This window comes from Streptomyces sp. NPDC022910 (assembly GCF_055561075.1).
Genome location: NZ_JBVHHL010000012.1, coordinates 61915 through 84474, shown reverse-complemented (window position 1 = coordinate 84474; position 22560 = coordinate 61915). Strand labels below are relative to the sequence as shown.

Sequence of the window (22560 nt, the reverse complement as noted above, 5' to 3'; positions counted from 1 at the left end):
GCAGCATTGGGTCAGGCGACGTTCGCCCTGGCCACGACCTGGCGGAGGCGCTCGTCGGTGGCGTGCTCGTTCCGCCAGATGATGTAGAGGCGGATCATGCTGCCCTGTTCCTTGTGGCTTGCGTGATCGGTGCCGTCCAGCGCGAAGTAGCGCAGCGCGGTGAACTGGGCCTCGATACGGTTGAGCCACGAACTGTTGGTCGGCGTGCACGCGAACTCGACGTTGTTCGCCGCGGCCCAGTCTCCTACCCGGGTGTCCTTCTTCGTGGTCAGGTGCGGAGAGAAGTTGTCGAGCACGATGGCGATGCGGACCTGCGGCGGGTAGAGGCTGCGCAAGTAGCGGCAGAACTCCAGGAACTTCTTGGCGCGCCACATCACGGCAGGGCAATCGTTCCTGACGTCAGGCGTTCACTCGCTCCTCCAGGCGGACGGTCACGGTGTCCCCTTCCTCCTTGCCGATCGCCTTGCGCACTTCCGCCTTCACCGGCAGCTTGTGCGTGCCGTCCCCCAGGGCCATGAACGAACTCCGGAAAGGATGACCGTCGATCGTGCCTCGGACCTTCACCAGGCCGCGGGTGCCGAAGAACTCAGCCGACTCGGGCCACACGACGTAGGTCCAGCCGCCCTTGTTCGGGCTTTTCTGCAGGATCGCGGTGAACTGCTTGTCCATCATGGATACCGCCTGTTCAGGAGCTCTCGACGAGAATGAGGCTGTTGCCGTCCGGGTCACGCACAGCGAACATCGCCGGCACTGCGGGTCCCATCCGCAGGACCCCCGCATCCGCATCGACGCCGCGTGCGCGCAGGTCCGCGTGGTCGGCGTCGGCGTCCCGGGTCGTAAGCCGGATGCCGGCCGGGACCCCTTCGGGAACGAGCGCGATAGTCGTCGTCGCCCCAGGCGGTGCCACCTCGATCCAGCGCCCGTTGCCGAACGGTACGTCCCGGCGTACTTCGAAGCCGAGCTCGCCGACGTAGAACTCTGTTGCTTTCTGCTGGTCGGTGACGTGAATCCCCACCGTGGCCACCTGTGTGATGCGGGTGGTCTCGCTCATCCCATGCCTCCGCTTCCTTGGTGTTCACGTGGTAAGACGGAGGCAGGCGGCGAAACTCATCGCTGACCACGAAGATCGACCGGACAGGGCTCGTCAACAGGGCGAACCTTGCCTGATACCGCACTAGTCACATGATCGGCCGGACAAGTCCCAGATGACGGGACGATCAGTCCCGAGGGGCAAGGAGCCGGTATGGGGCCGGAGAACGGCTGCGAACGGGGGGCGGGGCTCCGTGCCCCGCGCGGGTGTTAGCTTCCTTCCCGTGTCAGAACACCAGGACGAGACCAGGGCGGCCTACGACGGGGTCGTCGAGCTGTATGCGTCGATGTTCGCTAATCGGTTGGAGACGCAGCCGTTCGCGCGGAACATGATCGGCACCTTCGCCGAGCTCGTGCGTGGCACGGGGAACCTGCGGGCAGCCGACGTCGGGTGTGGACCCGGCCATTTGACGGCCATGCTGCAAGACTTGGGGTTGGACGCCTTCGGGCTCGACCTCTCCCCGGCTATGGTCGCCCACGCCCGGCGGGCCCATCCGGCGCTGCGGTTCGACGAAGCGCGAATGGAGGCCCTGCCGGTCGAGGACGGCGCGCTCGGCGGGGTGCTGGCCCACTACTCGATGATCCATACCCCGCCTGAAGAATTGCCCGCGCTGCTCGCTGAGCAGGTGCGTGTCCTGGCACCGGGGGGTCTGCTCCTGGTGTCGTTCTTCGGGACCGAGGGACCGGAGCCGGTCCGCTTCGACCACAAGGTGGCGCCTGCCTATAGCTGGCCGGCGGAGCAGTTTGCCGAGTTGCTGGCCGGGGCCGGACTCGTCACCGTGGCTCGGTTGCTCCACGACCCAGCGTCCGAGCGGGGCTTCCTCGACACCCACTTGCTGGCCCGACGCCCGTAGAACGTGGCCCGTGGCCGGGGTCGGGGTGGTGTAGATCATCGCGTGGATGAAGCTCGTCCGAAGCGCCGCGTTCTGTGGCGGTGTCCGCTGAGCACGCCAGAGTGACAGCCGTTCAGTCACGAAGGCCCCGGCGGGTTGCCGCCGCAGTGGTGCGAGCAACGATCTCCCGGAAGGTGGGAATTCCCAGGTCGACGGACTCCTGCTGCCGGGAGACCTGCGCGTCGAGTTGGGCGAGCTTCTCCTCGGCGTGGGTAAAGCTGCTCTGCAGTCCTTCGAGTTCGCCGAGCCAACCTTCTCGTTCGGCTTCCAGGATGCGTGCGAGGAGGTTGTCGCGGATCTCGACGAGCCGCGGACGTTCCGTCGCGTGAACGATGAGGACGGGACAACGGACACAGGCTTCTCTGAACTACGCGCGAGGCATGGCTCTTGGGACGGCGTTCAGCGCTGCCAGAGGAACGCGGCCTCGCTGCAGGGCTGGCAGTGGAAGAGGTAACCGCGGCCCCCGCCGCCGAAGTTCGCGGAGGTGGCGTAGTCGTAACCCTCCTCCAGCTCGGCCGTGAACGTCATGCGGGTGGTGCACGAGGGACAGTCGGGAGTCTCGTCACCCTGAATCCAGTCAGGCTCGCCGCCCAGCCGTCCGAGGACCGGCTCCTCCGTGGGATTGTCAGCGGGATGGAGGCGCAGAGCGGTCACCGCGCCCAGGAGCGTCTCGCCGTCGGCCGGGACAGTGGCCAGGGTGAGCTCACCGGAGAACAGGTAGGCGCGGTTGGCGCCGGCAGTGGCGTCCCAGTCGTCGCACATCCCGGGATCGTTCTGGCAGAAGAACACCGCGACCACGCCGATGTCGAGGGGTAGATGGGCGAGGAACTGCATGGCCCCACCGCACTCGCGGCACCTCGGCCAGACGAATTCCCCCGGGACGAGCGGGACTCCGCCGGTGCGCGGCGCGGGCGCGTCGGCAGTGGTCTCCCCGTCGTAGATCAGCAGCATGGCCACAGCCTAAGGTCCGCCTTTTGGGTCAGGGATCGGGGTCGGGTTTTCAGTGAGGGCGGCGATCTGGCCGAACGCCGGCATGCCGAGACTGACGGCCGTCGATCGCCGGGCCGCTTCGGCGCCGAGCTGAGCCAGCTTGTCCTGGGCGCCGGCAAGGCTGACCTTCAGACCCTCAACCTCGCCCAGCCAGCCTTCCCGCTCGGCCTCGGCGATCCGGGCAATGAGGTTGTCGCGGATGTCGGCCAGCCGTGCCCGTTGGGTCGGGTCCGGTCGCAGGAGTGAGCATCTGACACAAGCGTGCTCATGGACGCACGGGGTTCCGAAGGCGCGTGCGCAGGTGCCGATGGACACCTTCCGTTTCTCGAAGTGGGCGAGGAATGCCTCCCACTCCTCCTCGGTCGGGGTTCGGTACTCTTCGCTGGGGCGGGTGGCTCGGCGTCGGGTGATGAACGCTCGGTGGGCCTCGATCGTCTCGGCGGGGTAGACCGCTTTGTACCCCATTGTCGTGTCGATGCTCCTGTGCCCGCAGATCACCTGGGCGATATGCGGTGGCAGGCCGTTCATGATGGCGTCGGTGACGAAGATTCCCCGGAAGTCGTGGGGCGAGAACGTGAGCGGTTCACCGTCGGTGTTGGTCAGGCCCGTGGCGGTCAGGGCGTTGATCAGCAGTTTTCGGATCGCGGTCGGCGTGAATGCGCGGTGCTCGGAGCCGATGTCGCGCTGGAACAGCAGCGGCATCGGTGGGTTCCAGACCTTCTCGCGGACGTCGTAGGAGGCCACCAGCGGTATTGCTCCGTTGGGGGCCCGCAGGCGGCTGATGATGGCGCTGAGGACATCGGCGAGTTCCGGGCTGACCAGGAGGAGTCGTTCGGTGTCGGTCTTGGACGGGGCGATCTGCAGCAGCGGTACGACTTCGCCGGTGGACGGGAGCCGGTACTGGGTGACGCTGTGGTGCGTCAGCTCCAGGAGTTCCTCGTTGCGGATGCCGGTCAAGCGGAGGACCTCGATCGCGGCGAAGGCCCAAAACGCCGCCTCTTCCTCGTAGGTCAGGTTCCGCCGCCGCCCGCCGGATGTCTCTTCGGCCCAGATGAGGTGGCCCGCCGCCGTTGGGGCGACGGCCTTGCGCAGTGCCCCGCCGGAGCCGGGGATCGGCGCTCCGGGCTCGGTGTTCTTCGCCGCTTGGAGCAGGTCGGCGGCCGCGCGTCGCCGACGGTCGGCGCCGCTGGTCAGAACGGGGAGGACGGGCAGCCGCTCGCGCGTGCGCTGGTCCATGCGGGCCTTGCGCCGTTTGCGCTCCTTCGCCTTGCGGATCTCATCGTCGCTGATGGGACAGGGGACGGCCCATGGCCCCCAGCGGGCTGGTTCCTCGGCCGCCCACTGCGCAATGTCGAGGTAGAAGGCCCGCACCCGCATGAGCTCGTCCTTGGCATTGAGCCGCGGACTGGAGACCTCGATGTTCTTCCCGTCGGGACCGGTGACGGTGCGCTTTTTGACCTTGAGCTCCTCCTTCCAGGCGCGGGTCACTGCCGACGGCAGCCGCAGCGAGTCGATCCCCGGCGCCAGGGCTTCGATCCGGGCCCAGAACAGGCCCGCGAGCGTGCGGGAGACTGCGTCCAGGCTGGCGAAGTCCAGCGACGGCTGCCGCTCACGCAGGTAGTCCACGATCAGATCGCGGACCGGCTGGCACTGGATCCGGTAGCGGTCCACCAGCTCCTCGATGCTCAACTGGCCCAGGGCAAGACCGAATGCCCGGATCGTTGCCGGGGCGTCCTCGGGGAAGATGCCCAGGGCGCGCAGCCGCAGATAGAAGTCGACCTTCTTCTGCCCGCCGCGGGCATGCACCCGCCGCTGGGCATCGACCAGTTCCACGCAGTCGCCGACCGTGATGTCGCGGATCAGTCCGCCCTTGCAGGCCAGCAGGGTGGCGATGCGTGTCGCGGCGATCTGGGCGTCCTTGCGCGAGCTCGCCGGCCCGGACTCGGCCAGTTGGTGCAGGCGCGCGAAACCGTCGGGGTCCCGGATCTGGGCCATGCCGGAGGCGAGATGCCGGTGCGTGCGGGTGATCATCCACGGCAGACCAGGCCGGATGACGTCGCCGCAGATCAGCATGAGCAGCCCAGAGGACAGGTCTTCGCGGTCATGCGACGGCGAGTGCCCGCGCTCGCACAACCACCGCAGCGGAAGATCCACCCAGGCAGCACCGGGAAGATCCTCCGCGCCGCTGGCTGTCCACCGCTGCTGCCAGGTATCCCCGGGAAGACTCTCCAGCCAGCTCAGCAGCTTGGTCGCCCCGCGTCGACGACCGGCCCGGGTGCCGTTGACCGCTGAGTCGAACGGCGGCGCGGTCAGCCGCCGCAGCGTCTCCTCCAGCGGCTGTGCGGTGTGCGGCCACCACAGCTCGGCCGCCCGAGCCGGAAAACGCGCCCGCAGCTGGCTGTTCCTCGCCCGCGCCTGCTCCGCCGTCGCATTCGAGACCTTCAACGGCCTGTGCGTCACGTGCTTGACGACAGCGGTCACGACGACCGCCCGAACAACACCTCCAGCGACGCCGGGTTGTAGCCCGGCGCCGGAGGCGGCGGCACGGGCTGGCTGCGCTCGCGGGCCTGACGTGCGTGATGGGCCAGCACCCCGGCCACCACCTCGTCCTTGCGCGGCGTCAGATACACCTCCGTCGCGGACAAATGCGCATGTCCGAGTACCCATTGCACGTCGGCCAACGTCAACTTCGGGTCGCGCACCATGCGGGCGGCCGCGCTGTGCCGCAGATCGTGAAGGGTCCAGTCGGCATCGAGTGACGCATTGACCCGCTCGAACATCCGGTGTGCACCGTGATAGGTCAGCGGCCGAAATGGGCGCCGCCGTGTCCACCACACCGGCTGTGTACGACCGCGTGGCACCTCGCCGTGCACTTCCTGCTGATAGAGGCGCAGCCACACGAACGCGTCCGCCGACGCCGGCACCTGCTGCACCGCCCGCGAGCCCTTTCGCACCACACTGATCAACTGCTGGCCGGGGTCGACGTCGCGCTGGCGGATGCCGATCAGCTCCGAGGCCCGTGCCCCGGTGGAGATCCAGAACGCGACCAGGGCCCGGTCGCGGTTGGAGGGCAGCGCAGAGAACAGCTCGTTGAACCATTCGTCGGGAATCGAGCGCGGGATCCGCTGCGGAAGGCTGGGCCGGTAGCGCCCCACCCGCTCGGGTTTCCAGCCGTCCATCGGGTTGTGGTGCGCGTGCGCCCGGCTGGAGCGGCGGGACAGATCCAGTGGGAACGGGTTGAGCAGTGGGCCGGACCCCGCGTCGCGGTGGATGTCGTAGAACCGCCGCAACACCGTCTCGCTGTGCGCGACGGTAGTCGGCGCGTAGCCAGGCCTGGTCGACGGCTTCCCAGTCACCGAGTTCGGGGCGCCGCTGACCTGGGCCGATCGTCGAACCGCCGTCTTGTCCCGCCTCGGCTTGACCACCAGCTGAATCCAGCGACTGAAATCCCTGGCCTCCGTGCGGGTCGCGCGGTCCCAGGGAATACCCACTGCCTGCAGGAAACGCCACCACCGAAGCAGATCCATCCCATAGGAGCGGACCGTCGACGGAGCTTTCCCCGCGGCCAGTAGCTCCTGGAAGTAGACAGCGACCGCCTCCACGGTCACACCGTCGGGATCGAGGAGCCGATAGGGCTCGTACCGATCGCCGGTCTCCACCAGGCGACCCCATCGAGGAACCACCAACGTCGCCAGATCCCGCCCGGGAACATCGCTCATCACGACCGGTGACCGTAGCGACCGCAGACAGCTTCTGCCCCCTGAACTGCGGAATCTCCGTGATTCGTTCAGTCAACGGGGCGTGTTCATGAGCACAGTCGGTTCCGTATGCGCGGCCGCAGTCGCCCAGGCGAGCTTGCGGCGCTCGAAATGTCCGAGGAACTCGTCCCATTCCTCTGGGGTGACGGTGCGGTACTCCTCGACTGGCTGCAGGGCCCGACGTCGGGCGATGAACGCTCGATGTGCCTCGATGGCATCCGTCGGGTAGATGGCGACGTATCCCATCGTCGTTCCGATGTGGTCGTGACCAGCGATGACCTGGGCGATGTGGGGTGGCAGGCCGTTGAGGATGGAGTCCGTGATGAAGATCCGTCGGAAGTCATGGGGCTGGAAGATGAGGGGTTCGCCCGCACTGTCCACCAATCCTGAGGCCAGCAGCGTCGCGTCGAGTCCCCTGCGGATCGACGCTGCAGACAGCGGACGCGGATAACCACTCATGCGATCAGCTTCGGCGGGATGATCGCCTTCATCTACGCCGACCTGCTGATCCTGCCGATCCTGAACATCTACCGGAAGTACTACGGGGCGCGCACGGCCCTGTTCCTCCTCGGCACCTTCTACGCGGCCATGGTGGTCGCCGGGTATGTGGTCGAGTTCCTCTTCGGCGGTCTCGGACTCATCCCCGACCAGGCCGACGCCAGGATCCCCGAAGAGGGCGTCACCTGGAACTACACGACCTGGCTCAACATTGCGTTCCTGCTGCTGGCCGCTGCCCTGCTCGTACGCTTCCTGCGCACCGGCGGGCCCGCGCTGCTGCGAATGATGGGCGGCGCACCTGACGACGAGCACGCCGGGGACGCCGGGGCGCACGGAGGTCATCGCCACTGACCGGCGCCGAGGAACGCCGCCGCGCGCTTTTGAACGGCGCCGAACCCGCACCGCGCCGCAGCGGCCGCCGCCCCAGGGCGTGACGCCGGCGAAGATCCGCCGGAAGATCACCTCTTGTCTTCCGCCGCGCACGGCCGAACCCCGATGATGGGGCGATGAGACGACGGGCACGCTCCGACGAGAGCTGGATCTCGCAGCCGGACCCCCTCCTGGCCCTCGCCCGGCAGGACTTGGCGTTCTACGGTCGGCAACGCGACCGCGCCAGGCGGGAACACTACGTCACGGAGATCGGGGCCCTCGCAGCCACGTCGTCCACGGTCGTCGCTGCCGGGTTGCACGCACCGGCGTGGCTGACCGCGCTCATCGCCGGCAGCGCCGTGTTCTTCACCGGTATGCGCCAACTCTTCAACCCCGCTCCCCGCTGGGTGCTGGCCTCGCAGTCCGGCCAGACCCTGCGCCGGTCCGTCGACCGTTATCTGCTGCTCCCCGAAGCCGCACGCGACGCGGCGGCGCGGGCGGCGCTGCAGACGACGATCGAGGAGGTCGGCGAGAACGAGCTCCGGGAGTGGGCCGAGGTACAGGCACAGGGCTCGCCACCGCCTGTTCCGACCGCCGGAACCTGACCGGCCGTCGGCCCTTGCTTCGTTCGTCGGCCGAGGAGGTGCGGCGGAACGTCGAGGCGTTCGACGCCACCGTGCCGGAGCGGCTGTGGGACGACCTCCGCACCGAAGGGCTCCTCGACGGCCGCGCGCCCACAACGGCATGAGCGCGCCCGTGGCTCCGGGCTCCCTCACTCCCCTGCCGGGCTGGGCCCCGTGCGCAGACTGCGGCTGCGGCCGCGTAACTCCGCGATCACCTCGTCGCCGCGCAGGACGCTGGCCCCCCGCCCCACAGATATCAGCCAGCAAAGACGGACCGATTGACGCCCCCTCACCTCCGCTCTACCTTCTGATCGGCTTGCCGAACTATGTTCGATATATCGACAACCTCTGGCCCCGCACCCCCGCGCATCGACCCGATCTCGACCGCCACCGACCGGGCCGACGCCACCTTCTCGTCGGGTATTTGGGCATCAGGTGTGAGAGGCGGGGACCGGCCTACGGCCGCACCAGGCAGGGCCGCTTGGCGTCGAAGGCCCAGTCCTCGATGAGGTACCGCATGCCCACCGCATCGTCGCGGCCCGCCGGCGCCTCGCGGAGATAAAGGTCGTGGGCGGCGAGCAGCCGGTCCCGGTCGAGGCGGACACCGAGACCGGGGGTGTCCGGCACGGCGATCTCGCCGCCGGTGATCTGTGGTGGTTCGGTGGTGAGGCGCTCCAGCCCCTCCTGCCAGATCCAGTGTGTGTCCAGCGCGTTGTACTCACCGGGGGCGGCGGCTCCGCAGTGGGCCATCATGGCGAGGGAGATGTCGAAGTGGTTGTTGGAGTGGCATCCCCACGTCAGCCCCATCGCGTTGCACAGCTGGGCCACTCTCACCGAACCCTGCATGGTCCAGAAGTGCGGGTCGGCGAGCGGGATGGAGACGGACTGGAGCGCCAGCGCGTGGGTGAGCTGGCGCCAGTCGGTCGCGATCATGTTGGTGGCCGTGGGCAGCCCGGTGGCCCGGCGGAACTCCGCGAGGATCTCCCGGCCGGAGTAGCCGCCCTCGGCTCCGCACGGGTCTTCGGCGTAGGCGAGGGTGCCGACGAGGGGCCGGCACAGTTCGACGGCCTCGCGCAGGGACCACGCGCCGTTCGGATCAAGGGTGATACGGGCCTCGGGGAAGCGCTCCTTGAGCGCGCGAACCGCCTCGACCTCCTCGCCGCCCGGCAGGACACCGCCCTTGAGCTTGAAGTCCCGGAAGCCGTATTGGTCGTAGGTGGCCTCGGCCTGCCGGACGATCGCCCCCGGGGTGAGCGCCTCCTCGTGGCGGATCCGGTACCAGCCCACGGAGGCCTCGGGTTCGCGGACGTAGTCCAGGTCGGTGCGGTCGGGGGCGCCGACGTAGAAGAGGTAGCCGAGGACACGGACGGAGTCGCGCTGTTTTCCGTCGCCCAGCAGGGCGGCCACGGGAACCTCCAGGTGCTGCCCGAGGAGGTCGAGGAGGGCCGATTCGACGGCGGTGACCGCGTGCACGGTGGTGCGCAGGTCGAAGGTCTGCTCGCCCCGGCCGGCGGAGTCCCGGTCGGCGAACCTGTCCCCCATCTCGCGCAGGACACGCTTGTAGTCGCCCACGCGCGCGCCGACGACGAGCGGCTCGGCCTCGCTCAGGGTCCGTGTGATCCCTTCCCCGCCGGGGACTTCACCCAGTCCCGTACGTCCTTCGGAGTCCTCGATGACGACGACGTTGCGGGTGAAGTAGGGGCCGTGCGCACCGGAGAGGTTGAGCGCCATGGAGTCCCGGCCGGCGACCGGATACACGCGGAAGGAGGTGACGACGGGTTGCATGACGGGACTCCTCGGGAAGGCGGATGGAGGGTGGGGGCAACCGGGCTGCGGCCGTTACACGGTGAGGACGTCCAGGATCGACTCCATGGCCAGGACACCGCCGAGGCCGAGGAGCGCGAGGACCGTCGTGTAGCTGGTGCGCGCCTTGATCGCGTCGATGACGGACAGGTTGAAATACTCCTTGAACATCCAGAAGCCCGGGTCGTTGACGTGGGAGAAGGCGATCGATCCACAGGAGACGGCGAGCACCATCATCTCCGGGTGGACCCCGCTGCCGGCGAGGAGCGGGAGTGCCACGCCCGAGGCGGTGACGACGGCGACGGTCGCCAAGCCGAGGGCCACACGGAGGATGGCCGCGATGAGCCAGGCGAGGACGATCGGCGAGAGGGACCAGCCGTCGGTCGCGTTCTTGATGTAGTCGGGGATCCCCCCGTCCACGAGGACCTGCTTGAACGCGCCGCCCGCGCCGATCACGAGCAGGATCATCGCCATCGCCTGGGCGGCCGACCGGCACGAGGCGCTGACCTCCTCCAGGCTTCGGCCGATGCGCGGGCCGAACGCCCAGATCGCGAAGAGCAGGGTCAGCAGCAGCGCGATCGGCGCGGAGCCGATGAAGGCGACGAAGTGCAGGACGGGACTCGATCCGGAGGTGGCCAGGTCGGTCACCGCGGCTCCGGCGATCAGTACCACGGGGAGGAGGGCGACCGACAGCGACCAGCCGATGCCCGGCATCTCCTCGTCGGTGAAGACATGGTCACTGACCAGGCCCGTGGGTATGGAGGGGTCCAGCCTGCGGATGAACGGAAGGCGCGGCCAGACCAGGGCGATCAGCGCACCGGCCGGGACGGCGATGAAGAGGCCGTAGAAGAGGGTCAGACCGACCGACGCGTGGAAGGTCGCGGCCACCGCGGTCGGGCCGGGGTGCGGCGGAAGGAAGCTGTGCATGGTGGACAGGGCGATCGACATGGGGAGCCCCACCCACAGCAGGCTCGTGCGCGTGACCCGTACCAGTGTGAACGCGATGGGCACGATGATGACGAACGCGACCTCGTAGAACATGGTGACGCCGATCAGCATGGCCGTCAGCACCATGGCGACCTGGACCCAGCGCGGGCCGCAGAGTTCGAGCAGTCTGCCGGCGATCCGCTGCGCGGCACCGGAGTCCCCCATCACCCGGCCGACCATCGCGCCGAGACCGATGGTGAGCATGGTGTCGCCGATCTGCCCCCCGATGCCCTCGGAGAGGACGTCCGGGATCTTCTCCAGGGGGATGCCACGGACGAGCGCGACCGCCACGGCCACGAGCAACAGGGCGGCGAAGCCGTTGAGTCTCAGCTTCGTCATCAGGAAGAGCAGGCTCAGCACACTGATCGCTACGACAACAAGTGGCATGTGGCAGTTCCCCTTTGAACCGTGGCCGCATCCATGCGCTGTCCTCATATGAAGACGTCGTCTACGTATGAGGATGGAGGCTAGGGTTGTGGACTGCCGAGGTCAATGGGTGTGCACAGACGGGATACGACTCACCGTCCGGCCGCCTCACGCCACATTCGAGAAGGCCAGGCCCAGGCCGGACAGCGCGATGGCGATCCGCAGGGGGTTTCCGGAATGCGCATGGCGTCTACATAGGGAGACGGGTGTCGTCCTGGACAACGTCCGTGGGCGACACGGCCCGAAGCACGCCCGGCCCCTTCTACGCCTGGGCGGCTCCGGGGTGGAGTGGGGTCACGACGTCGGCGTCACCCGGATGCCGACCGTGCCCTTCTCGCCCCGGCGCAGCCGGCTACCGAGGAGAGTGAGGCGGCCGAGGATGCCGTACTTGCGGGCGATGAGCTCACGGTACCGGGACGTGGTGGCAGCGTCGCAGATCTCGGCGGTGCCGGGGACCTGGTCGCCGGTCAGGTTTCCGCGCACATCGCAGGGGCCGACGAGGACATCGGCGCAGGCCCGGATCCGCTTCACCTTCCACGAGTCCGCGGCGGTCCAGACGCCGAGCGCGCCACCGTCCCGCACCACCCACACCGGCGTGGCGACCGCGGTGCCGTTCTTGCGGTAGCTGGTGATCAACACATACTTGCCTGCCGCAAGGCGGTCCAGCGAGACCTCGTCCATGGGCGGCAGTCTAGGCACCCGCCGGTCATGCGCAGGGCGCCGGTACGGACGTACGACCATACCGGCGCCCGGATACAGGGAAGGGACCGTCAGGACAACTGGCCGTCGTAGTCCGGCAGCTTGAAGGTGCGCTCGGCGTGGCCACCGACCAGGTCGGAGTCGTTGTTGCCGACGTTCGCGATGATCGTGTAGCCCTGCGCCTCGATCTCCGCACGCTTGCCCGTCTTGTACGCACTGACCTCGTCGAACAGATCCGGCAGGTCACGCACGTACAGTCCGTCGACCGGGTACCCCACGGCCTTGAGGTTCCACTTTGTCTCGGAGGCGATGATGCCGGGGCGCGCGGTGACGAAGAAGACGGAGACGCCGCGGGACTTCGCGTACTTCGCCAGCTCCAGGGACGGCTTCACCGCCGGGGTGGGCAGCTCGTACCAGGGGTGGAAGTACGTCTCCAGCGTGGTGTTGTCGATGTCGAAGACGATCGCGAGCTTCTGCCCTGCGGCGTTCGCGGTGCGCTGCTGGACGTACGGCAGCGCCTGGTCGATGACCGCCTTCACATCCGCCTGCCAGGTGGCGTAGTCGACTGAAGTGGCCTGCGCCGCAGCCACGCTCACGGTGGTCTCGGCGGGAGCCGCGGAGGCGGTCTGCGCTGCCGTGAGCGTGCCGCCCATGCCCAGCGCCACGACCGCGGAGACCGCACCGATCCGGCGCCCCACACCCCGTCTTGTCATGCCCGTCCCTTCCCTCGCGTCCAACTCGCCTCAAAGCGGGGACAGTTCCTCGACCGTCACCGCTTCCCGACATGTTCACGTCCAAGGATGGACGACAGACCACGGAAAAGTTACTCCCCGGTAGACAGTTACTCGCCAGTAGACACGGCCGCGGCCGTTCACCTGCCAAGGGGCGTGAGGACACGACGACGTGGGCGAGATCCTCGCCCTGCTGGGCCGGACGCGCCACTGGCAACGGGGACTCCCGGTTCGGCGACGAGCGCAGTGGCGCGTTGCTGGGGCGGTCCTCGGCTCCGCCAACGGCGTCACTTCCACCGCCGGTTGGTGAACGCCCTGGCGCGTGCGCACGTATGGAGAGAGGGCGCTCGACGACCAGGGTGCCGCGCGGTGGTCACGCCGTGCCGTTCGGGGTTCGGGAGCCATGGATGAGGCATGCACGACGACGGATCGTCCGGCGGGGGACGCGCATCGCGGCCGTCGGCGGTCTGCTGCTGGGAGGCCTGATGGTCACCCAGGCACTGGCGAGCGAACCGTCCGGCGCGCAGGCTCCCGAGAGCACGTCGGCAAAGGTCGCCTCCCGGACGGGTGCCGAACTGGTGTCACGGCTCGGCACCTCGCGCACCGCCGGCAGCTGGGTCGCCTCCGACGGGAAACCCGTCGTCGCCGTGACCGACAAGGCGGCGGCCGACCGGGTGACGGCGGCCGGGGCCCGCGCCAGGATGGTGCGCCACAGCATGGACCAGCTCAAGTCGGCCACGGCCAACCTGCGTTCGGCGCCCAGAGTGGCGGGTACCGCCTGGGCCGTCGACTACCGGACCAACGAGGTGGTGGTGGAGGCCGACAGCACCGTCTCCGCCTCCGACTGGTCCCGGATGACGAAACTCGCCGACGGCATCGGCGACTTCGTACGGATGGAACGCACCCAGGGCCGGTTCACGACCAGGGTGAACGGCGCGCAGCCCGTCTTCTCGACCAGCGGCCGCTGTTCGGCCGGCTTCAACGTCACCAACGGGCAGACCGAGTTCATTCTCACCGCCGGGCACTGCGGGCCCGGCGGCACGTTCTGGTTCTCCGACAACACGGGCCGGACGCAGCTGGGCCGGACGGTGACGTCGGAGTTCCCAGGTGACGGCGACTTCTCACTCATCCGGTACGAGAACGGGCAGGAGACCCCCGGCGACAATGTCGTGGCCATCGGGGGCGGTCGCGGTGTGCGCATCACGGCGTCCGGGGATCCGGTCGTCGGACAGAAGGTCTTCCGCAGTGGCAGCACCAGCGGTCTGCGCGACGGAGAGGTCACCGCGCTCAACGCCACGGTGAACTACCCCGAGGGCACGGTCACCGGCCTGATCCAGACCACGGTGTGCGCCGAACCGGGCGACAGCGGCGGACCGTTGTTCTCCGAGGGCATCGCGCTCGGGGTGACGTCGGGCGGCAGCGGGGACTGCCAGTCGGGCGGTACGACGTTCTTCCAGCCGGTGATCAAGGCGCTGTCGGCGCTCGGGGTCCAGCTCACGGGGCAGTCGCAGGCATCGGCGGGTGCGACCGCCCAGTCGTCCGGCACCCCCGCGCCGTCCACCTCGGCCTCCCAGGGTGCGGCCATCGCGCCCGGCTCGGCGGCTCCCGGGTCGGCGGCTCCGGGCGCGGTCCAGCAGGTCGGTGTCACCGGCACCTCCGACACCCTCGTGTCGCGGCTGACCGACCCGCGCAACATCGGGCCGGGCCTGCTGGTCATCGCGGGCAGCCTCGTCGCCCTGGTCGCCACCCGCTACATCCGCACGGAACAGGAGCGCAACGCCTACCGCCGGGCCTACTCCGGCACTTGGGGCTGAGGCTCTTGGTCCGGGCAGCCGGAATCGAGGGGAACGAAGCACAGCCGTGGATGCGCGGAGCCGGTGGTGGGCGGGTACAGTGCCCTCACGGCGCGACCGGGTGGGCCGTCACGCCGCTTTCGTCGACTGCGGGGAAGCCGCCGCCCATTCCTTGACGAGCCGCTGGTACTCCCGCCGCTCCTCCATGCTCAGCATCCCGCCGCTCCGGAACCACAGGGCCCGGATCTCCTCGTTCACCTCGTCGGCGGAGCGTTCCGCTGCGGGTTCAGGAGTGGTGGACATGCCGTGAAGCATACGGGGCCCGGCGTGAAGGCGGTGTGAGCAATCAGGCACCTTCCGGCATTCCGGACCGTGAAGCTGATCACTTCCCGCAGGACATGACATCAGCCTCCACAGCACCCAGTACCAGCACCTGAATGGCCAGTACGGCCGCTCCACGGGCCCAGTCATGGAAGTCGGACACCTTGGTCTCCAGATCGACCGGGGCGGCCAACGGGTGGCGGTGCGCCCGAAGGGTCGCCTCCACTGTCTTTCCCGCCACGTCGATCAGGCCCACCCCCTCTCCGGCGAGCAGAATCTTCTGGGGCATCGCGAAGTTGGCGATCTGGGCGACCAGCGTGCCCAGCGCCCGCGCGGCCTCGTCGATGACACGGGAGCACATGGACTCGCCAGCTGCGGCCCGGCCGAGGATCTCCTCGTACGTCAGGTCGCGGCCGGTGGCGGCCTTGATCTGGTAACGGATGCTGGGGATGGTCAGCAGCGAGACGGCGCTGCCGCGTTCGCCGTCGGGGGTGAGCGGGCCGTTGGGGTTCAGGATCCAGTGCCGCCCGAATCCTCGGTTCTCCTCGGCGTAGGGCACCCGCCTGCCGCCCAGGACGAGCCCGTAGCCGATGCCCGCGCCGATGGTGAGCACGACGAAGCGGTCGAGACCTCGGCCTGCTCCGAACCACGTCTCGGCCTCGACCAGGGCGGCGACGTCGTTCTCGACGACCACCGGCAGCCCCGTGCGCCCCTCCACGAGTTCGGCCAGGGGGACGTCGCGCCACAGAAGAAAGGGGGATTCCCCGACCACGGCGCGGTCCTCGACGAGGCCACCCACTCCGATGCCGATGCCCGCGAGCGTGGGGAACTCCGCGGCGAGCGTGGCGGTCATCTCGGCCAGGAGATCGGCGACCTCGTGCGGATCGCGGCTGGTGAGCGGCCGGTCGAGCCGTGCGACGATGTCGCTCCTGAGTGTGGTGACGACGCCGTAGACCATCTCATCGGTGATCTTGAACCCGAGGAAGGTACGGGACTCGGCTACGACGTCGAGCGGCTGCGACGGGCGTCCCTGCCGCCCCTCGGCCGGCACGCTCCCGTCGGAGACCTCGATCAGCAGGCCCGACTCGATCAGCGGCTTGGTGAGCCGGGTGAGGCTGCCGGCGGAGAGGTTCAGTCGCCGTGCGAGTTCGGTGCGCGAGAGCGACCCGTGGACGAGCACCTCGATCGCCACGGCCCGCTCGCCGGGACTCAGCGGCAGCCAACTGGCGGCACGTGCGGTCATGGACCTCGGACTCCTCCAAGTTTTCTTTCGCGATGGAACCAACAAGAGCACTCTATGGCGGGGGCCATGGGATGAAAAGAAATGCGCAGGGACCTTGACGTCGGGATTCTTTCACAACAAAAGTAAGTGACGGGACGAGCCGCAGCCGAGGAGTCACCGATGACCGTCGCCTCCAGCAGCCCGACCAACAGCCGGATCAGTCTGATCCTCTCCCAGTGAAGGACACGTATTTCATGACGTTCTCGCTCGGCATCGTCGGCGCCGGCCAGTTCTCGGGCCAGTTCGCCACCCTGTTCCAGGCCCACCCCGGCGTCGGCGATGTGTACGTCACCGACCTGCTCCCCGAACGGGCCGAGCAGCTCGCCGCCGCCCAGGGTCTGGCGGGCACCTTCCCCTCGTACGAGGCCATGCTCGAGTCGAAGGCGGTCGACGCGGTCGCCATCTTCACCCAGCGCTGGACCCACGGCCCCCTGGTGGTCCAGGGGCTGAACGCCGGCAAGCACGTGTACTCCGCCGTCCCGATGGCGATCAGCACGGAGGAGATCGCGGCGATCATCGACATGGTCAAGGCGACCGGGCTGACGTACATGATGGGTGAGACGAGCCAGTACAACCCGGCGACCGTGCATGCCCGCAACCAGATCGCCGAGGGCGCCTTCGGGCGGCTCTTCTACGCCGAGGGCGACTACGTCCACGACATGGACCTCGGCTTCTACGAGGCCTACCAGTACAGCGGCGGCGAGAACTGGAAGGCGACCGCCAGTTATCCCCCGCTGCTCTACCCGACCCATTCGGTGGGCGGTGTCCTCGGCGCCTGGCAGACGCACGCTGTGAGCGTGTCGGCGATCGGGGTGCGCGACGAACGCGGCGACGGGGTGTTCGACAAGGAGATCAGCCAGTTCGGCAACGACTTCTCGAACGCCACCGCACTGTTCGAGGTGGCGAGCGGCGGCTCGTTCCGTACGAACGAGTTCCGTCGGGTCGGCTACCCGTCACACATTCGTGAGTCGCGCTTCCGGTTCTTCGGCACCGAGGCGAGCATGGAGCAGCTCGCCACGGCGGCCCTGTGGCAGGACAAGAGCGGGGTGAAGGACATCTCCGAGCTGCTGGAGCCCAAGCCGACCATGTCCCCCGACGACCCGTCGCTCCAGCACATAGCGCCCGAGCTGCGGGCCGCCTTCACCTCGGGTTCGGCTCCGGTGCACGACCGGTCGCGGCTGCCGCGGGAGTTCGACCACCTGCACAACGGGCACGAGGGGAGCCACCACTTCCTGGTGCACGACTTCGTGACGGCGGTGGGCGCCAGGACCCTTCCGTCCGTCAACGCCTGGGTCGCCGCCCGCTACACCCTGCCCGGGATCGTCGCGCACGAGTCGGCGCTGAAGGGCGGCGTCCGGCTGGACATCCCGGACTTCGGGGACGCGCCCGCGTGAGGCCCTTTGCGGTCCGGCCGTTCAGGAGGACGGCCGGACCGCGCATCCCTCAGGTGCCAGGCTTGCGGCCGTAGACGAACACGTCGTCGCCGACCTTGAGCAGCGACCAGTACTTCTTGGCGTCGGTCTTGGTCATGTTGACGCAGCCGTGCGAGCCGGGCGGGTTCCACATGCTGAGGCCGACGGAGTGGAAGGCCTGGCCGCCGTCGAAGAACTGGCTGTACGGCATGGGTACGTGGTACACGCTCGACACATGGTCGATGTCCCGCCAGTAGATCTTCTTCAGGCCGGTGCGGGTCTCGTAGCCGTTGCGGCCGGTGCGCACCGGGACGGGACCGTAGACGAGCCGGTTGCCGTCCTGGATCCAGCTGAGCTGGAGCGTGAGGTTGACACACGCGATGCGGCCCTTGTTGACGGGGCACTTCCCGTCCTTGTTGGGGTTTTTTCCGACGGCCTTCTGCTTGTTCATCAGGTCCATCACGCCCCATGTGACGGGGCCGGCATAGCCGATGGCCGGGGTGATGCCGTGCTTGTTCTGGAAGGCCTGGATCGCCTTGCAGTCGGCGGCGGACTGCTTGCCGTCGACCGGGCGGCCGAGGAACTTCTCGACCTGCTTCTGATACGGGCCGGTCTGCGTCGTGCAACTCGCGGCACCCGCGGGCGTGGCGCCCAGAGCGAGCGTGATCGGAGCCACCAGCGCGGTGACCCCGAGTGCGACGACTCCCCGTTTGCGTATGTCCCCCATGCCGGCCCTTTCGTCCTCCGTGCGCCCCTGGGCGGGGCACTTTCCTGCGTACCGAGTCTCCTGCCACATAGACCGGCCGCGTGCCGCCATGGTTGTAACAACGATCACACTGGGACGAAACGGTGACATTCCATCCGGGAGGGAGTCCGCCAAAGACCTTGCAGCCATAGGCGATGAGACGGAGGTCGCTGCGCCGAGCGGTTGCTCTGTGATCTGGGTCCCACGGTGGCGGGACTCCGACACGGACGGCCCGACGAGCCCGGCGTGCGAGATCCGTCAGCCCCCGGCCGCCGGCCGAGGGCTGACCGTATCCCTGCTTTCGGTGGCTCCGGGTGGCGTGGGCTCAGCCGCGGCTCTGCCCGGTCTGCCCCATGTCGCTGTGCGGGGTGACCTCGATCCTGCGTGGCTCGGTGACCTCCGCCTGGGGCACCGTGCTCGTGAGCACGCTGTCCGACAGAAGGCCACCTGCCCGTGGAGCAGCCCAAGTTCGCCCAGGAACCGCCCCGGCCGGTGCACCGTGAGCACATGCTCCTCGGGCGTCCCGTAGTCCGGCCGCTCGGCGTGCTCGGCGAGGAAGGCGATCTGATCGTCCACCAGTCACGGCTTCACGGTTCCCGTCCGCCGCTGCCCGGATGCCGTCGCCGGACATCAGACCATCGCCTCGTGGACGTAGCACCAGCGCCAGTTCTGTCCCGGCTCCATGGGCGCCACGACGGGATGCCCGGTGTCCCCGGCATGATGGCGCGCGCGCCGCATCGGCGAGGAGTCGCAGCAGCCGACGTGCCCGCAGGTCAGGCAGAGCCGCAGGTGTATCCAGGAGGATCCGAGGCGCAGGCACTCCTCACATCCGTCCCGCGAACGCGGACTCACCGGATGTACCCGGGCGAGGTGGGGATCGCTCCATGTCGCCATCGGGATTCTCCTCTTCCGGGCCTCCGGCCGCAGGCTCTTGTCGATGTCGACCTTGGCGAGCTTGATCATGATCGTTGTCTCATGACGTACACCTCGCCTTCGCGACTTCGGCGCGGATCGCTCCGACATCGACACCTGAATGCCTACGAATCGAATACTCGTTCGATCCAGACCTGGTGTCCTCGTCGTCCCGGCCCAACCTCCGGTGCACCCCGCTCAGGAAGCCCCTGCGAAGGGCCTGGTCCGGCGTCCTTTCTCACGCTGGCGGGGTGATCGGCGGCGTGCATTTTCACCCCTGGGAACGAGACGGCCATCCTGCGCCTGGGCCGAGCCGCGTCGGCGCGTTCGGCCGGTGCAGCGCCGAGGCCGGGTACCTCATGCGCCAGGACGACCTGGTCCGCATCCCCGCCGACTGTCCCGGCGGCAGCGCCGACCTCGACCGGCCCGTGCGGCAGCCGGCCGAGCGGGACGGTCAGGTGCCCTTCCCGGGGCAGGGGTGGTGCTGGGCGTTCGGCCTGCGCGGTCTCCGCGGGTTGCAGGGCCACCTCGTGGTCGCATCCGTTTCGCGCCCCGGCGAGGCACATTGCGCTACCGGCTCCAGCGCATCCGCGAGATCACCGGCGGGGACCTGTCGAACGTGGACAGCAGACTCAACCTGCATATGGCCACGCGCCTGTCGAACGTCATGATCGGCCGGCCCGGGGAGCCGGGCGCCGGTCACGGATCCTTGGCCGGGATGAAGACCACGAGGCGGGCTCCGGGGTTGTTGTCCTCGATATGGATGTGGCCACGGTGGGCGGCGACGAGGTCGTGGACGATCGCCAGCCCGAGCCCGCTTCCGCCGGTGTCCCGGGCACGGGCCCCGTCCAGGCGCGTGAAGCGGTCGAAGACGCGGCTCCGGTCGGCCACCGGAATCCCGGGACCGTCGTCGGCGACGACCAGGCCCGCGTGGCCGTCGCGCACACGCAGGCTCACCTCGATCCGCTGGTGGGCGTACCGGATGGCGTTGTCCAGCAGATTGCGCACGACCCGGGCCAGGGCGTCCTCGTCGCCGTGCACACGGGCCGCGCTGACGGTGTGCTGGTCGATGACGAGCGGGGTGCGCCGGCGGGCGTGGCGGACCTCGTGGAAGACGATCTCGTCCAGGTCCACGGAGCGTTGACGCAGCCGGGGCCGCGCGTCCAGGCGCGCCATCCGTACGAGGTCGTCGACGAGCCGGGACAGCCGCTCGCTCTCCTCGATCAGGGCGGGCCCACGGGCGCCCCAGTCCGCCGCGCCGGGATGCCGGACGGCCACCTCCAGCTGGGTGTGCAGGCTGCTGAGCGGGCTGCGCAGTTCGTGCGCGGCGTCCGCGACGAACTGCCGCTGCCGCTGTGTCGAGACGTCCAGCCGGGCGAGCAGGTCGTTGAGGGTCCGCGCCAGCCGGCCCAAGGCGTCGTCGGCCGGTGGGACGTCCAGCCGGCTGCCCAGGTCGCAGGCGGTGATCTCGGCGGTCTGGGAGCGCAGGGCCTCCACGGGACGCAGCGCCCGCCCGGTCAGCAGCCACACCACGCCGGTGAGCAGGGCGACGGCCGGCGGTACGGCGATGGCGAGGCCCACGGTGAGCTGGGCCAGGTTGTGGTCCACCTCCGTGGTGGGCACGGCGACGTACACCGTCACCGGGTCGGTACCGCCTCCGGCGGCGAGGGCCACCGCCCGCCAGCTGCCCGCGCGGTCCAACGGCAGGTCGTCCACGCTGTGGGCCCGGGGCGTGCCGGAGGAGGCCGGGGCGAAGGAGAACAGCGCGTGCTCGCCCGCCAGATTCACCGAACTGGACCGCACGGCACCTCCGGTGCCCACGACCTGGACGGCGGTGTCCCCGTCCCCCGAGGCCGGAAGGACGCGCGGGAGGCTCCCGCTGTCGACGTTCGCCGCGATGACCTGGGCCCGCTGCAGCGCGGTCTGGTCGAGCCCGGTGATGAGGCTCATCCGCAGCCACACGACCAGCAGACAGGCCGCGCCGACCAGCGCCGCCGCGATCATCAGGGCCGCCGCGGCGGTCAGCCTCAGACGCAGGGAGCGCCGGGCCCAGCACGCGGGGACGGGGATGCGCACCGGGTCACCTCCCGGTGCCGTGCAGCCGGTAGCCGGCCCCGCGGACCGTCTCGATCGTGCGGCGGTCGAACGGAACGTCGATCTTGCGCCGCAGGTAGCCGATGTAGACCTCGACGATATTGGTGTCGCCGTCGAAGTTCTCGTCCCACACGTGGTCGAGGATGTCCGTCTTGCTGACCACTTCGTCGGGGTGCCGGAGCAGGAATTCAAGAAGGGTGAACTCCCGGGCGGTCAGTGTGATCTCCCGGTCCGCCCGGTGGCAGCGGCGGCGTGCGGGGTCCAGGGCGAGGTCGCCGGCTGCGAGCACTGCGGGCCGGGCAGGCGCGCCGCGGCGCAGCAGCGCCCGCAGATGGGCGACGAGCACCACATAGGAGAAGGGCTTGCTGAGGTAGTCGTCGGCGCCGAGGTCGAGGGCATCCGCCTCGTCGTACTCGCCGTCCTTCGCGGTGAGGATGAGCACGGGTGTCCACACGTGCGCGGCGCGCAGTCGTTTGAGGACCTCGTATCCGGACATGCCGGGGAGCATGAGGTCCAGCACGATCGCGTCGTACGGCTCGTGGACGCCCCGCCAGAGCCCGTCGTCGCCGTTGTACACGGCATCGCCGACGAAGCCCTCCGCGGCGAGCCCTTGAGCGATCGCCTCGGCGAGCCCCCGTTCGTCCTCGATCACCAGCACGCGCATGGTCGACCTCGTCTCCACCGTACGGAGACATGGCCGGGACTGCGCGCTGAGCACGGTCGGTGACGGGCGTGTTCCGGGCGGCCGCCGCGGACGCCGTCTCTCTCAGCCTCCTCTCAGCGACCTTGCCGCAGGCTGGGGTCGACCGGATGAAACAGGGCTTCCGCGCCCTTCAGACGAAGGAGACAGACGATGACGATCGTCCGACGCAGGGTCGCACTGATTGCCGGCACGATGCTGCTGGCCGGCGCGGCGGGCAGCGGAGTCGCGATGGCGAGCACCCCCGCGGCTGCGCCCCCCTCCGTCCAGGCACACCACCAGCAGGGCAACTGGGGCCATGACGACGACGATGACTGGGGCGACTGGGGTGGCTACGGCTCCTACGGTCACGGCCACGGCCATGGCGACGACGATGACGACGACTACGGGTGGTACTGACAGCACCTGAGCCCACCGCGGAGTGCCGGTTCGTCC

General features: G+C 69.0%; 22 protein-coding genes and 4 pseudogenes. 8 read left to right on the top strand and 18 right to left on the bottom strand.

The features are described from left to right. Positions 1 to 11: 11 nt before the first annotated feature. The 3 genes and pseudogenes from ACZ3TS_RS14590 to ACZ3TS_RS14580 all read right to left on the bottom strand — a co-directional run. Positions 12 to 359, bottom strand: a pseudogene (locus ACZ3TS_RS14590) (transposase); the annotation flags it as partial. A 40-nt stretch (positions 360 to 399) separates the two neighbouring features. Further along, on the bottom strand, positions 400 to 669 hold the full coding sequence (locus ACZ3TS_RS14585) for a DUF1905 domain-containing protein (protein WP_467617742.1): 270 nt from the start codon (positions 667 to 669) through the stop codon (positions 400 to 402). A gap of 16 nt (positions 670 to 685) precedes the next feature. Beyond that, a complete protein-coding gene (locus ACZ3TS_RS14580; protein ID WP_467617469.1) occupies positions 686 to 1051 on the bottom strand; it encodes a VOC family protein in 366 nt (121 codons plus the stop codon). Positions 1052 to 1313: 262 nt separating this feature from the next. On the opposite strand from ACZ3TS_RS14580, the gene ACZ3TS_RS14575 reads away from it, so the two are divergent. Beyond that, on the top strand, positions 1314 to 1943 hold the full coding sequence (locus ACZ3TS_RS14575) for a class I SAM-dependent methyltransferase (RefSeq protein WP_467617467.1): 630 nt from the start codon (positions 1314 to 1316) through the stop codon (positions 1941 to 1943). A 438-nt stretch (positions 1944 to 2381) separates the two neighbouring features. Here the strand turns inward: ACZ3TS_RS14575 and ACZ3TS_RS14570 are convergent, their stop codons facing one another. The 4 genes from ACZ3TS_RS14570 to ACZ3TS_RS14555 all read right to left on the bottom strand — a co-directional run bounded on the left by ACZ3TS_RS14570 (position 2382) and on the right by ACZ3TS_RS14555 (position 7189). Then, the gene (locus tag ACZ3TS_RS14570) at positions 2382 to 2933 is read right to left on the bottom strand and encodes a hypothetical protein (RefSeq protein ID WP_467617464.1); all 552 of its coding nucleotides are present in this window, start codon (positions 2931 to 2933) and stop codon (positions 2382 to 2384) included. A gap of 9 nt (positions 2934 to 2942) precedes the next feature. Then, a complete protein-coding gene (locus ACZ3TS_RS14565; RefSeq protein ID WP_467617461.1) occupies positions 2943 to 5453 on the bottom strand; it encodes a tyrosine-type recombinase/integrase in 2511 nt (836 codons plus the stop codon). Beyond that, the gene (locus ACZ3TS_RS14560) at positions 5450 to 6691 is read right to left on the bottom strand and encodes a tyrosine-type recombinase/integrase (RefSeq protein ID WP_467617739.1); all 1242 of its coding nucleotides are present in this window, start codon (positions 6689 to 6691) and stop codon (positions 5450 to 5452) included. Before ACZ3TS_RS14560 ends, ACZ3TS_RS14565 begins: the two co-directional genes overlap by 4 nt. A gap of 72 nt (positions 6692 to 6763) precedes the next feature. Next, positions 6764 to 7189 (bottom strand): tyrosine-type recombinase/integrase, encoded by a 426-nt coding sequence (locus ACZ3TS_RS14555; protein WP_467617459.1) that lies wholly within the window; start codon positions 7187 to 7189, stop codon positions 6764 to 6766. A 3-nt stretch (positions 7190 to 7192) separates the two neighbouring features. On the opposite strand from ACZ3TS_RS14555, the pseudogene ACZ3TS_RS14550 reads away from it, so the two are divergent. The 3 genes and pseudogenes from ACZ3TS_RS14550 to ACZ3TS_RS14540 form a co-directional block, all read left to right on the top strand. Beyond that, positions 7193 to 7579: pseudogene (locus ACZ3TS_RS14550) on the top strand (permease); the annotation flags it as partial. A gap of 155 nt (positions 7580 to 7734) precedes the next feature. Continuing rightward, positions 7735 to 8202 carry an SLATT domain-containing protein gene (locus ACZ3TS_RS14545; RefSeq protein ID WP_467617456.1) on the top strand — a complete coding sequence of 156 codons (468 nt, stop codon included), beginning with the start codon at positions 7735 to 7737 and terminating at the stop codon, positions 8200 to 8202. Between the two features lie 14 nt (positions 8203 to 8216). Then, entirely contained in the window at positions 8217 to 8345 is a 129-nt protein-coding gene (locus ACZ3TS_RS14540) for a hypothetical protein (protein WP_467617454.1), read from the top strand. 331 nt (positions 8346 to 8676) lie between these two features. On the opposite strand, the gene ACZ3TS_RS14535 is transcribed toward ACZ3TS_RS14540, so the two are convergent. The 4 genes from ACZ3TS_RS14535 to ACZ3TS_RS14520 form a co-directional block, all read right to left on the bottom strand. Continuing rightward, entirely contained in the window at positions 8677 to 10005 is a 1329-nt protein-coding gene (locus ACZ3TS_RS14535) for an enolase C-terminal domain-like protein (protein ID WP_467617452.1), read from the bottom strand. Positions 10006 to 10059: 54 nt separating this feature from the next. Then, positions 10060 to 11397 (bottom strand): gluconate:H+ symporter, encoded by a 1338-nt coding sequence (locus ACZ3TS_RS14530; protein WP_467617450.1) that lies wholly within the window; start codon positions 11395 to 11397, stop codon positions 10060 to 10062. Between the two features lie 333 nt (positions 11398 to 11730). Next, positions 11731 to 12117, bottom strand: coding sequence for a PPOX class F420-dependent oxidoreductase (locus ACZ3TS_RS14525; RefSeq protein ID WP_467617447.1), 387 nt, complete (start codon positions 12115 to 12117; stop codon positions 11731 to 11733). Positions 12118 to 12206: 89 nt separating this feature from the next. Next, entirely contained in the window at positions 12207 to 12848 is a 642-nt protein-coding gene (locus tag ACZ3TS_RS14520; RefSeq protein ID WP_467617445.1) for an HAD family acid phosphatase, read from the bottom strand. A gap of 425 nt (positions 12849 to 13273) precedes the next feature. Between ACZ3TS_RS14520 and ACZ3TS_RS14515 the strand changes: the two genes are divergently transcribed. Further along, complete coding sequence (locus tag ACZ3TS_RS14515) at positions 13274 to 14680, top strand: S1 family peptidase (protein WP_467617443.1); 1407 nt, start codon at positions 13274 to 13276, stop codon at positions 14678 to 14680. Positions 14681 to 14788: 108 nt separating this feature from the next. Here ACZ3TS_RS14515 and ACZ3TS_RS14510 read toward each other — a convergent pair whose 3' ends face one another. Both ACZ3TS_RS14510 and ACZ3TS_RS14505 read right to left on the bottom strand, forming a co-directional pair. Next, complete coding sequence (locus tag ACZ3TS_RS14510) at positions 14789 to 14974, bottom strand: hypothetical protein (protein ID WP_467617440.1); 186 nt, start codon at positions 14972 to 14974, stop codon at positions 14789 to 14791. Between the two features lie 67 nt (positions 14975 to 15041). Beyond that, complete coding sequence (locus ACZ3TS_RS14505; RefSeq protein ID WP_467617438.1) at positions 15042 to 16223, bottom strand: ROK family protein; 1182 nt, start codon at positions 16221 to 16223, stop codon at positions 15042 to 15044. 233 nt (positions 16224 to 16456) lie between these two features. On the opposite strand from ACZ3TS_RS14505, the gene ACZ3TS_RS14500 reads away from it, so the two are divergent. Next, complete coding sequence (locus ACZ3TS_RS14500; RefSeq protein WP_467617436.1) at positions 16457 to 17656, top strand: Gfo/Idh/MocA family protein; 1200 nt, start codon at positions 16457 to 16459, stop codon at positions 17654 to 17656. A gap of 49 nt (positions 17657 to 17705) precedes the next feature. Here the strand turns inward: ACZ3TS_RS14500 and ACZ3TS_RS14495 are convergent, their stop codons facing one another. The 3 genes and pseudogenes from ACZ3TS_RS14495 to ACZ3TS_RS14485 all read right to left on the bottom strand — a co-directional run bounded on the left by ACZ3TS_RS14495 (position 17706) and on the right by ACZ3TS_RS14485 (position 19313). Beyond that, positions 17706 to 18401 carry a L,D-transpeptidase family protein gene (locus ACZ3TS_RS14495; RefSeq protein WP_467617434.1) on the bottom strand — a complete coding sequence of 232 codons (696 nt, stop codon included), beginning with the start codon at positions 18399 to 18401 and terminating at the stop codon, positions 17706 to 17708. A 456-nt stretch (positions 18402 to 18857) separates the two neighbouring features. Continuing rightward, positions 18858 to 19050 (bottom strand): annotated as a pseudogene (locus ACZ3TS_RS14490) (hypothetical protein); the annotation flags it as partial. Next, positions 19050 to 19313, bottom strand: coding sequence for a UBP-type zinc finger domain-containing protein (locus ACZ3TS_RS14485; protein ID WP_467617736.1), 264 nt, complete (start codon positions 19311 to 19313; stop codon positions 19050 to 19052). The gene ACZ3TS_RS14485 and the pseudogene ACZ3TS_RS14490, both read right to left, overlap by 1 nt. Before the next feature lie 139 nt (positions 19314 to 19452). Here ACZ3TS_RS14485 and ACZ3TS_RS14480 point away from each other — a divergent pair. Then, positions 19453 to 19974: pseudogene (locus ACZ3TS_RS14480) on the top strand (helix-turn-helix domain-containing protein); the annotation flags it as partial. A 56-nt stretch (positions 19975 to 20030) separates the two neighbouring features. Here the strand turns inward: ACZ3TS_RS14480 and ACZ3TS_RS14475 are convergent. Together ACZ3TS_RS14475 and ACZ3TS_RS14470 are read right to left on the bottom strand one after the other, a co-directional pair. After that, positions 20031 to 21407, bottom strand: a complete 1377-nt coding sequence (locus tag ACZ3TS_RS14475) for a HAMP domain-containing sensor histidine kinase (protein ID WP_467617432.1) — start codon at positions 21405 to 21407, stop codon at positions 20031 to 20033. Positions 21408 to 21411: 4 nt separating this feature from the next. Continuing rightward, the gene (locus ACZ3TS_RS14470; protein WP_467617430.1) at positions 21412 to 22089 is read right to left on the bottom strand and encodes a response regulator transcription factor; all 678 of its coding nucleotides are present in this window, start codon (positions 22087 to 22089) and stop codon (positions 21412 to 21414) included. Positions 22090 to 22278: 189 nt separating this feature from the next. Here ACZ3TS_RS14470 and ACZ3TS_RS14465 point away from each other — a divergent pair, with 189 nt between their 5' ends. Further along, positions 22279 to 22524: a hypothetical protein gene (locus tag ACZ3TS_RS14465; RefSeq protein WP_467617427.1), complete on the top strand. Its 246-nt coding sequence runs from the start codon at positions 22279 to 22281 to the stop codon at positions 22522 to 22524. Positions 22525 to 22560: the final 36 nt, after the last annotated feature.

Coding starts and splice junctions, on each gene's coding strand:
- ACZ3TS_RS14585 (WP_467617742.1), bottom strand. CDS start 669: ATGGACAAGCAGTTCACCGCGATCCTGCAGAAAAGCCCGAACAAGGGC.
- ACZ3TS_RS14580 (WP_467617469.1), bottom strand. CDS start 1,051: ATGAGCGAGACCACCCGCATCACACAGGTGGCCACGGTGGGGATTCAC.
- ACZ3TS_RS14570 (WP_467617464.1), bottom strand. CDS start 2,933: ATGCTGCTGATCTACGACGGGGAGACCACTGCCGACGCGCCCGCGCCG.
- ACZ3TS_RS14560 (WP_467617739.1), bottom strand. CDS start 6,691: ATGAGCGATGTTCCCGGGCGGGATCTGGCGACGTTGGTGGTTCCTCGA.
- ACZ3TS_RS14555 (WP_467617459.1), bottom strand. CDS start 7,189: ATGAGTGGTTATCCGCGTCCGCTGTCTGCAGCGTCGATCCGCAGGGGA.
- ACZ3TS_RS14545 (WP_467617456.1), top strand. CDS start 7,735: ATGAGACGACGGGCACGCTCCGACGAGAGCTGGATCTCGCAGCCGGAC.
- ACZ3TS_RS14535 (WP_467617452.1), bottom strand. CDS start 10,005: ATGCAACCCGTCGTCACCTCCTTCCGCGTGTATCCGGTCGCCGGCCGG.
- ACZ3TS_RS14530 (WP_467617450.1), bottom strand. CDS start 11,397: ATGCCACTTGTTGTCGTAGCGATCAGTGTGCTGAGCCTGCTCTTCCTG.
- ACZ3TS_RS14525 (WP_467617447.1), bottom strand. CDS start 12,117: ATGGACGAGGTCTCGCTGGACCGCCTTGCGGCAGGCAAGTATGTGTTG.
- ACZ3TS_RS14520 (WP_467617445.1), bottom strand. CDS start 12,848: ATGACAAGACGGGGTGTGGGGCGCCGGATCGGTGCGGTCTCCGCGGTC.
- ACZ3TS_RS14515 (WP_467617443.1), top strand. CDS start 13,274: ATGAGGCATGCACGACGACGGATCGTCCGGCGGGGGACGCGCATCGCG.
- ACZ3TS_RS14510 (WP_467617440.1), bottom strand. CDS start 14,974: ATGCTTCACGGCATGTCCACCACTCCTGAACCCGCAGCGGAACGCTCC.
- ACZ3TS_RS14505 (WP_467617438.1), bottom strand. CDS start 16,223: ATGACCGCACGTGCCGCCAGTTGGCTGCCGCTGAGTCCCGGCGAGCGG.
- ACZ3TS_RS14500 (WP_467617436.1), top strand. CDS start 16,457: ATGACGTTCTCGCTCGGCATCGTCGGCGCCGGCCAGTTCTCGGGCCAG.
- ACZ3TS_RS14495 (WP_467617434.1), bottom strand. CDS start 18,401: ATGGGGGACATACGCAAACGGGGAGTCGTCGCACTCGGGGTCACCGCG.
- ACZ3TS_RS14485 (WP_467617736.1), bottom strand. CDS start 19,313: ATGGCGACATGGAGCGATCCCCACCTCGCCCGGGTACATCCGGTGAGT.
- ACZ3TS_RS14470 (WP_467617430.1), bottom strand. CDS start 22,089: ATGCGCGTGCTGGTGATCGAGGACGAACGGGGGCTCGCCGAGGCGATC.
- ACZ3TS_RS14465 (WP_467617427.1), top strand. CDS start 22,279: ATGACGATCGTCCGACGCAGGGTCGCACTGATTGCCGGCACGATGCTG.